Origin of the sequence: Paenibacillus sp. P2(2022) (assembly GCF_029522175.1) — a bacterium.
In the GTDB taxonomy this organism is placed as follows: Bacteria; Bacillota; Bacilli; order Paenibacillales; family Paenibacillaceae; genus Paenibacillus; species Paenibacillus polymyxa.
Genome location: NZ_JAKWFI010000034.1, coordinates 1 through 650, shown reverse-complemented (window position 1 = coordinate 650; position 650 = coordinate 1). Strand labels below are relative to the sequence as shown.

The 650-nt window shown below is 47.7% G+C and carries 1 protein-coding gene; it reads left to right on the top strand.

Annotation, left to right across the window (positions count from 1 at the left end):
• The coding region (locus MMB75_RS26030; protein ID WP_045245481.1) for a condensation domain-containing protein at window positions 1-650 on the top strand (650 nt) is incomplete at both ends.

Sequence of the window (650 nt, the reverse complement as noted above, 5' to 3'; positions counted from 1 at the left end):
CTGGTGACAAACGAAGTGTTTGCGAGTTATTTTGCGATTCTGGCTCATAAACAACCGGAACTGGCCCCTGTCACGCCGTACAGTCAATATATCGAATGGCTGGAACAGCAGGATCGTCAGGCCGCAACCAGCTACTGGAGCAAGGTTCTGGATGGATATGAGGAGCAGTCCCGTTTGCCACAGGCAAAAATCCAGGGCAAAACAGGGTATCAGGCAGAGCGTCTGGATTTTGATTTGGGAGCAGAGCTAACCGCTCGTATTCAGCACATAGCCAAGCGTTATCAGGTCACCATCAATACGTTGATGCAGACCGTTTGGGGCCTTTTGCTGCAAAAATATAATGGCACCGATGATGTCGTGTTTGGCGGCGTAGTATCTGGACGTCCGGCAGACATTCCGAATGTGGAGCATATCATTGGTCTGTTTATCAATACGATTCCAGTGCGCATCCGCAGTCATAAGGACAGTGTATTCTCTGACGTGATGAAGCACATCCAGGAGCAATCGATTGCTTCCCATGTGTACGATACGTATCCGTTGTATGAAATTCAGGGATTGTCAGAGCTTAAGCAGGATTTGATTAATCATATTCTTATTTTTGAGAACTATCCGGTCGAGGAACAAATCGAGCAATTAGGTAGCGGTGAGGC